We start from the raw sequence: 8,271 nt of genomic DNA on the forward strand, positions 1-8,271 counted from the left end.
ACGATGAAAATTCTCACCTTCAGCCTCGCCCTACTGCCCGTCGCTGCCCATGCCGAAACTGCCCCTCCCGCACCCTTGCTGCCCAGCTTCAGCGAAGTCACCGCCACCGCAGGCGTCACTCAGATCTTCGCGGGCGATTGGGAATACATGGTTGGCGGCGGGGTCTCAAGCTTCGACTGCAACGCCGACGCCCGCCCCGATCTGATCATCGCGGGCGGCACCAACCCAGCAAAACTGTTCATCAACAACAGCGAAGCAGGCGGTGATCTGGCCTTCACAGAAACCGAAAGCGGGTTGGAACGCACAGACGTCCTCGGTGCCTATCCCATCGACATCGACAGCGACGGCGTCCCCGACATCGTCCTGCTGCGCCAAGGCGAAAATGAGGTGATGCGGGGCCTTGGCAACTGCAAGTTTGAACGCGCGAATGAGGCTTGGGGCTTCGACGGCGGCAACGCCTGGTCCGCCGCCTTCGCCGCCACTTGGGAGAAAGGCCAGTCTTGGCCCACCTTGGCAGTCGGCAACTACATCGACATCGCACAAGACATGTTCCCCTGGGGCTCTTGCACCGACAACTGGCTGCACCGCCCCGAGGGCGCGAAATTCGCCGCCCCGACCGCGCTGAAACCCAGCTTCTGCGCCCTGTCGATGCTGTTCTCCGACTGGAACCGGTCTGGCACGCCGTCCTTACGCATCGCCAATGACCGCGAATATTACAAAGGCGGGCAAGAGCAGCTCTGGCACGTCATCCCCGGTCAGGAACCCGCACTTTACACCGAGAAAGAGGGTTGGAAACGCCTGCGCATCTGGGGCATGGGCATCGCCAGCCATGATCTGAACTTCGACGGCTACCCGGAGTATTTCGTCACTTCGATGGCGGATAACAAGCTGCAAACATTGGCAGAAATCCCAACCGATGGCACCGCGAAAGCCACGTTCAAAGACGTGGCCTATCCCAAACACGCCATCGCCCAACGCCCCTATACCGGCGACGATCTGAACCCCTCGACCGGCTGGCACGCCCAGTTTGAAGACGTCAACAATGATGGCCTCGTCGATCTGTTCATCGCCAAAGGCAACGTCGATTCCATGCCGGATTTCGCGCTGCGCGATCCCAACAACCTGCTGCTGCAACGCGCCGACGGCACGTTCGAAGAGGCCGGTGACCGCGCAGGCGTTGCCGCCACCGGCCTGTCACGCGGGGCGGCGCTGGCCGATTTCAACGCCGATGGCCTGGTGGATCTGGTCGTCGTCAACCGCCGCGAACCCGCGCAAATCTGGCGCAACACCAGCCAAAGCCCGAACCATTGGCTTAAGCTCACCCTCGCCCAAACCGCGCCGAACACCGATGCCATTGGCGCTTGGGTCGAGGTAAAAATGCCCGACCACATCCAGCGCCGCGAGATCACCATCGGCGGCGGTCAGGCGGGTGGCAGTCTTGGCCCCAGCCATTTCGGCTTGGGTAATCTGACGCAGGCTGAGGTGCGGGTGATCTGGCCGGATGGCACGATCGGTGCGTGGGAAATGGTTAAAGCCGACGCGTCTTACCGCCTGCAAAAACCCTAATCGGCCACGAAAAACGCGAACTCCATCTCATGCCGATAAACTCCTCCGGCCACCACCACGGCGGAGGGGTAATCGGCATGGTTCGGACCGTCCGGCCAAACTTGCGTCTCCAGCGTGAACCCCGCCCGCGCGCCCGTCACAGCGCCAGCTTTCCCCGGCAGCCCCTCGGGCAGATAAGATCCGGTATATAACTGCACCCCCGGCTGATTGGTAAACAACCGCAATCCCCGTCCCGACACCGGATCAACCGCCACCACCGCAGGCCCCACCCCGCCGTTCAGGCAAAAGTTGTGGTCAAACCCACCCGCAGGCACATCAGCATCCAGTTCCCGCAACTCTCTGAAATCAAAAGGAGTTCCTGCCACATCCGCAGGCGCACCCAAAGGCAACAGCGCGGCATCAACCGGCAAATAGCGATCCGCATCAATCTGCAACAGCTGGCTGTCCACCACCCCGCTGCCCTGCCCCGCCATGTTGAAATAGGCGTGGTTGACCAGATTAACCACGGTATCCGCAGCCGCCCGCGCCGTCATCTCAATCTGCAACCGCGCAGGCCCCGTAAACTCATACCGCGCCTCGACATCCAAATCGCCCGGAAACCCCATCTCACCATCAGGCGAATGCAGCCCGAACGTCACGCCCCGCGCATCCGCCCGCAGCACCTGCCACACCCGCTTGTCAAACCCACGCGCGCCGCCATGCAAATGGTTAACGCCCTCATTGCAATCCAGCTGCACCACGCCACCCGGCCAGTCAAACCGCCCGCCCGCAATCCGGTTGGCATAGCGCCCGCAGGTCGCGCCAAAATACGTCCCCGGATGATCCAGATAACCCTGCACATCATCATGCCCCAGCACAATATCGGCCAGCACGCCCCCACGCCCCGGAGCCCACAACTGCATCAGCCGCGCGCCGTAAGGGCTTAGAACCGCTGAACAATCCGCCCCGTCGCTGATCGTGAAAACCTGCGTATCCATGCTTTACGCCCCCAAAATCCAAACCCGATCCACCGCCAGTATCGCAGCCATCGCGGCACCCGCCATGTCAGGCTCGGCATGGCCAACCGCATCCGCCAAGGCCTGATACCAGACAGCTTTCTCTGCCGCGAAATCCGCCAAGCCCGCCCGCAATTGCGGTGCCACCGCCTGCACCACGCCAAATTCCACCAAAGCCGAAGCCGCGCGCAGAAACGGGTTCTGGCTCGCCTCACACAAGATCCGGTGAAATTCGAACTCTGCCAGCGCGAAGGGCTCTGCCAATGCGGCCATCGTGCTGCGCTGGTTCAGCCAATACAACAGCATGCGCAACTGTTCCGCCGAACGCCGCGAAGCTGCCAAACGCGCCGTCTGCATCTCGATCATCTCGCGCAATTCGACATAGGATTGCAGAAAAGCCAAGCCCGGCCCCGCCTCTTGCAGCCAGCCAAGCACTTGACGATCATAAAGATTCCAGCGACTGCGCGGCAAAACCCGCGTGCCCACCTTGGCCCGCGCTTCCACCAGCCCCTTGGCCTCCAACGTTTTCAGCGCCTCGCGCAACACCGTGCGCGAGACGCCGTATTTGTCCATCATCTCGGCATCGTTCGGCAGGATCGAGCCCACCGCAAGCTGCCCCGAGGCGATGCCGATGCCGACCTCACTGATCACATAGGAATGAAAATTACGCGCCACCTGCCGCCCGGAAAGCGCACGGACAAGGCTTCCGGGTTCACTCATCTCAGGTTTTCCAAAACACTTTCCTGCGCGGCGATGCGGCCGAGAACACCAGCCTTTGCAACAATATGAACAGGAAAAGCAAGCCGCCGATCACAATCTTTGTCCACCAACTCGAAAGTGAGCCGTCAAACACGATGTAAGTCTGCACAAGGCCCTGCAACATCACCCCGATAAAGGTGCCGGCGATAAAGCCATAGCCCCCGGTCAGCAACGTGCCGCCAATCACCACCGCCGCGATGGCGTCCAGCTCCACCCCCAGCGCCGACAGCGAATAGCCCGCCGAGGTGTAAAGCGAAAACACGATCCCGGCGAGTCCCGCCAGAAACCCCGACAGCGTGTAGATCAAGATCGTGGTGCGCGCGACCGGCACCCCCATCAGCCCGGCAGAAACCTCTGATCCGCCCAAGGCGTAGACATAGCTGCCAAACCGCGTGCGATGCGCCAAAATCATCCCCAGCGCGAACACTGTCAGCATGATCATCCCGATCACCGTCAGCCGCCCGCCTCCGGGCAGCAGGATGTAGCTCTTTGATATCGTTGTATAAAGCTCATGCTTGATGCCAATGCTGTCGGGCGACAAAACCGAAGCCCCGCCGCGTGCCAGAAACATCCCCGCCAATGTAACGATAAAGCTTGGCACCTTCAGATAGTGGATAGCCGCCCCCATCACCGCGCCAAACCCCGCCGCCACCGTCAGCGAAATCGCGAAAGCAAACAGCGGGTGCAGCCCCAGCCACATGATCAGAACCGCGTTCAGCACCGTGGTAAAACCGATCACCGCCCCCACCGAAAGGTCAATCCCACCAGAGATGATCACGAATGTCATCCCCACCGCCGCGATGCCAAGAAAGGCATTGTCGGTCAGGAAATTGCCCAACACCCGCGTCGAAAGCATGGCCGGAAACTGAAGAATTGCCGCCAGATACGCCAGCGCAAAGATCGCTGTGGTGGCCACCAAGGGCCGCAAAGCGCGGTTCATAGCGTCTTCCTTTCCACCGAAGTCCGGTTGCGCAGCCATTGTCCGGCCATCGGCGATTGCAGCATCAAGATCAGGATGATCACCCCGGATTTCACCACCAGGTTGAACTCGGGTGAGAAGCCCGAAATCAGAATCCCGGTGTTCATCGCCTGAATGATCAAGGCACCAACCACCGACATCGGGATCGAGAACCGCCCGCCCAGTAGCGAGGTGCCGCCGATCACCACAGCCAAAATCGCATCCAGCTCCAGCCACAACCCGGCGTTATTGGCATCCGCGCCGCGAATATCCCCCGCCACGATCAACCCCGAGGTTGCCGCACAGAACCCCGCGAACGTATAGACCACCACCAACAGCAAGCCACTGGAAATGCCCGCAAATCTGGCAGCCGAGCGGTTCACCCCCACTGCTTCGATCAGCAATCCCAACGCGGTTTTGCGCACGATCAGCGTCGCCGCCACCGCCAAAACCGCCGCGATCACGATCGGCATCGGCATCCCGAAAAACGACCCCGTGCCGATGAAAATCAGCACCGGATCCGAGAAGGTCACGATCGACCCCTCGGTCACCAACTGCGCCAACCCGCGCCCCGCGACCATCAACACCAGCGTGGCAATAATCGGCTGGATCTCCAGATAGGTCACCAGAATCCCGTTCCACAACCCGCACAAAAGCCCCACCAGCAGCGCCGCCGCCACCGCCACCACGGCAGAGGCCCCGCTTGTCACCAGCACCGCGGCCACCGCCCCTGCAATCGCCATTACCGCGCCCACCGACAGATCGACGCCCTTGGTCGCGATCACCGCCGTCATGCCAATCGCCAAAATCACCACCGGAGCACCGCGGTTCAGCACGTCAATCACGCTGCCAAACAGTCGCCCATCCTGCAAGGTGATGTCGAAGAACCCCGGAAACAGCAGCCAGTTGATCAACAACACTGCCGCCAGCGCCATAAATTGCGGCCGCAGCAGTGCGCCCCGCCAGTTCATCCGCTTCATGCCCCCACCTCCGCCGTAACTTTGGCTCCCGGATTATCCGCAATCGCCGCCACAATCACCGAAGGCGCAATATCTGCGCCGCTCAGCTCCGCCACCATCTCACGATCGCGCATCACCACGATGCGGTTGGAATAGGCCACCACCTCGTCCAACTCGGATGAAATCACCAGCAACGCTAAGCCCTCCTCGCGCAACCGATTGATCGTGCGCACAATTTCCGCATGTGCCCCCACGTCGATCCCCCGCGTCGGCTCGTCCAGGATCAGGAAATTCGGGTCAATCGCCAGCCAGCGCGCCAGGATTACCTTCTGCTGATTGCCGCCCGACAGCAGCTTTACCGGCATTTCATGATCCGCCGCGCGAATGTCCAACGCCTCGGCATAATTGCCGGCAATCTCGATCTGCTCATCGCGGTTCAGCGCGCGGAACCAACCAAGCTTGGCTTGCAACGCGATGATGATGTTCTCGCGCACCGACAATTCACCAAAAATCCCGTCCAGCTTGCGGTCCTCCGGGCAAAATCCAAAGCCCGCCGCCACCGCCTGTGCGGGATTGCGGATGCTGACCACGCGCCCGCCCACCGAAATCTCGCCGCCATCCGCGGTATCGACGCCAAACATCAGCCGCGCCATCTCGGTGCGACCCGAGCCCAAAAGCCCCGCCACACCCACGACCTCGCCCTCATGCAGGGTCAAAGAGAACGGAGCCACTTTTCCCTGCTTTCCCAAAGACTTGAACTCTACCCGCACCGGGCCTTGCAGGGCTTCGGCCACGCCCACGCCGCCATGATCAAACGCCAGATCCTTGCCCAGCATCATCCGCACCACATCGGTCGCCGTCACCTCTGACAGCACTTTGGTGCCAATCAGACGGCCATTGCGCAGGATCGTCACCCGGTCGGCAATCTCAAACACCTGATCCAGAAAATGCGTGATGAAGATGATGCCAAGGCCGCGCGCCTTCAGCCGTCCCACCACCTCAAACATCTTCGCCACTTCATTGCGATCAAGGCTCGCCGTCGGCTCATCCAGCACCAGAACCTTGCCAGAAAGCTCCACCGCCCGCGCAATCGCCACGATCTGCTGCATCGCAACCGAATAGCTGCCCAGCTCCGCCTTCACGTCGATTTCCAGCCCGTAGCCCGCCAGCAACTCCCGCGCCCGCACCTCGATCACCTTACGCTGCACGATGCCAAACCGTGTCGGCTGGTGCCCGAGAAAAAGATTTTCAGCCACCGAGCGGTTCGGCAGCAAATTCACCTCTTGGTAAACCGTGCCGATGCCATTGCGCTGCGCATCCAGCGGATCTGAAAATCGCACTGGCGCTGCATCCAGCAAGATCTCACCGCCATCAGGCTGATAGGCCCCGGTCAAGATCTTGATAAGTGTAGATTTTCCGGCACCATTCTCGCCCAGAAGCGCATGCACCTCGCCGGGGCGCACTTCGAAATCAACGCCATCCAAAGCCCGATGCTGGCCGAAAATCTTAACAATGCCGCGCGCTTGCACGACTGGCTTTATGCCTTCGACCATGCCCTTGCTCCCCAATGTCCTGCTTTCCACTCTGCGCGAAAGCCTGGATAAAGCCCAGATAAAGCAACGCCGGCCAGATCGCTCTGGCCGACGCAACCTTCAGGCCAGATTAATAGCCCAGACCCTTGCGGCGATCATATTCGCCCTGCGGATCATCATTCGGGGTATACAGCTTCGACTCGGTGATGATGAACTTCTCGGGCACCGTGCCGTCGGTCAGATAGGCATCCAGCGCCGCAAAGGCCGGGCCTGCCATGTTCGGCGTCAGCTCAACCGTCGCATTGGCTTCGCCCGCCACCATCGCCTGGAAAATATCCGGCACAGCGTCAATCGACACCACCAGAATATCGGCCCCCGGCTTCAGGCCGGCGTCCTTGATCGCCTGAATCGCCCCGACCGCCATGTCGTCGTTATGCGCATAAACCGCGCAGATCCCCTTGCCGCCGTCTTCGGCTTTCAGGAAACCTTCCATCACTTCCTTGCCCTTGGCACGGGTGAAATCGCCGGTCTGGCTGCGGATGATCGACAGATTGGCATGGCCCGCGATGCCTTCTTCAAAGCCCTGCTTGCGGTTGATCGCCGGGCTGGAGCCCACAGTGCCTTGAAGTTCCACAACTTTGCACTCTTTGTCACCCACAGCGCCGACCAGCCATTCGCCCGCCACACGGCCTTCTTTGACCTGATCCGAGGCCACCGAGGTCAGATACAGATCCTGCGGCGCGTCAATGCCACGGTCGAGCAGGATGACCGGAATGTTGGCTTCCTTGGCCTCGGTCAGCACCTCTTCCCAGCCGGTCGAAACCACGGGTGCCACCAAAATCGCCGCAACACCTTGGGCGATGAAGCCCCGGATCGCCTTGATCTGGTTCTCTTGTTTCTGCTGCGCATCGGCGAATTTCAGATCAACCCCCAGCTTTTCAGCTTCGGATTTCGTCACCGACGTCTCTGCCGCACGCCAGCCAGACTCTGAGCCGATCTGCGAAAAGCCGATAACTTTGCCCGACAGGTCGGCATAGGCAGCCGAAGACAATAAGGCGCTGACACCCGCGGCCAGCGCGAGTTTTTTGATAATGGACATGATCCCTCCCTAGGATTTTGCGGCAGGTGTCTTCCCTCACCGGCCTGAGAGAAGGCTAGCAAAAGTATTACTATATGTAAAATACGAAGTTTGAGGGCGTTTTGCCGGTATTTGGGGCAGATTGCAAAGCTAAGCCGTTGCGAAATCACAAAACGTTGAACGAGAGGGCGCAAGGCGCGTCCGCAGCATTTTTCAGCCGCAGCGCAGCGCAAATCGACAGACCCAAGCACGAGTCGAAAAAGAGAATCACGCAATCGCGAAGAATTCCGTTTTGGATTCGCACTATGAAAAACCATTTCATTCTTTAGGCGACAGTCTCCGGCATGAGTTGCAGAAGCCTCCGGCGGGAGTATTTCAGAAAGAGCTACTAGAGGCGGGGACTCTTGGAATTGCTCTATTCGAA

Annotated in this window: 7 protein-coding genes; 1 reads left to right on the top strand and 6 read right to left on the bottom strand. The window is 60.3% G+C overall.

The genetic code is table 11. The features are described from left to right. Positions 1-3: 3 nt before the first annotated feature. Positions 4-1,566, top strand: coding sequence for a CRTAC1 family protein (locus U1A24_RS20800; RefSeq protein WP_322323900.1), 1,563 nt, complete (start codon positions 4-6; stop codon positions 1,564-1,566). Here U1A24_RS20800 and U1A24_RS20805 read toward each other — a convergent pair. From U1A24_RS20805 to ytfQ, 6 genes are all read right to left on the bottom strand, one after another. Next, entirely contained in the window at positions 1,563-2,543 is a 981-nt protein-coding gene (locus U1A24_RS20805; protein WP_322323901.1) for an aldose epimerase family protein, read from the bottom strand. The two genes, U1A24_RS20800 and U1A24_RS20805, sit on opposite strands and share 4 nt — an antisense overlap. Before the next feature lie 3 nt (positions 2,544-2,546). Beyond that, positions 2,547-3,281, bottom strand: coding sequence for a FadR/GntR family transcriptional regulator (locus tag U1A24_RS20810; RefSeq protein ID WP_322323902.1), 735 nt, complete (start codon positions 3,279-3,281; stop codon positions 2,547-2,549). A gap of 1 nt (position 3,282) precedes the next feature. After that, entirely contained in the window at positions 3,283-4,260 is a 978-nt protein-coding gene (gene yjfF, locus U1A24_RS20815; protein WP_322323903.1) for a galactofuranose ABC transporter, permease protein YjfF, read from the bottom strand. Continuing rightward, the gene (locus tag U1A24_RS20820) at positions 4,257-5,258 is read right to left on the bottom strand and encodes an ABC transporter permease (RefSeq protein WP_322323904.1); all 1,002 of its coding nucleotides are present in this window, start codon (positions 5,256-5,258) and stop codon (positions 4,257-4,259) included. Before U1A24_RS20820 ends, yjfF begins: the two co-directional genes overlap by 4 nt. Then, positions 5,255-6,790, bottom strand: coding sequence for a sugar ABC transporter ATP-binding protein (locus U1A24_RS20825; protein ID WP_322323905.1), 1,536 nt, complete (start codon positions 6,788-6,790; stop codon positions 5,255-5,257). Before U1A24_RS20825 ends, U1A24_RS20820 begins: the two co-directional genes overlap by 4 nt. Before the next feature lie 109 nt (positions 6,791-6,899). Continuing rightward, positions 6,900-7,868 (bottom strand): galactofuranose ABC transporter, galactofuranose-binding protein YtfQ, encoded by a 969-nt coding sequence (ytfQ, locus tag U1A24_RS20830; RefSeq protein ID WP_322323906.1) that lies wholly within the window; start codon positions 7,866-7,868, stop codon positions 6,900-6,902. Positions 7,869-8,271 lie beyond the last annotated feature (403 nt).

It is taken from the genome of Cypionkella sp., from assembly GCF_034376685.1.
In the GTDB taxonomy this organism is placed as follows: domain Bacteria; phylum Pseudomonadota; class Alphaproteobacteria; order Rhodobacterales; family Rhodobacteraceae; genus Cypionkella.

Bases quoted from the DNA above. Each gene is read 5' to 3' on its own strand.
- U1A24_RS20800 (WP_322323900.1), top strand. From the start codon at position 4: ATGAAAATTCTCACCTTCAGCCTCGCCCTACTGCCCGTCGCTGCCCAT.
- U1A24_RS20805 (WP_322323901.1), bottom strand. From the start codon at position 2,543: ATGGATACGCAGGTTTTCACGATCAGCGACGGGGCGGATTGTTCAGCG.
- U1A24_RS20810 (WP_322323902.1), bottom strand. From the start codon at position 3,281: ATGAGTGAACCCGGAAGCCTTGTCCGTGCGCTTTCCGGGCGGCAGGTG.
- yjfF (WP_322323903.1), bottom strand. From the start codon at position 4,260: ATGAACCGCGCTTTGCGGCCCTTGGTGGCCACCACAGCGATCTTTGCG.
- U1A24_RS20820 (WP_322323904.1), bottom strand. From the start codon at position 5,258: ATGAAGCGGATGAACTGGCGGGGCGCACTGCTGCGGCCGCAATTTATG.
- U1A24_RS20825 (WP_322323905.1), bottom strand. From the start codon at position 6,790: ATGGTCGAAGGCATAAAGCCAGTCGTGCAAGCGCGCGGCATTGTTAAG.
- ytfQ (WP_322323906.1), bottom strand. From the start codon at position 7,868: ATGTCCATTATCAAAAAACTCGCGCTGGCCGCGGGTGTCAGCGCCTTA.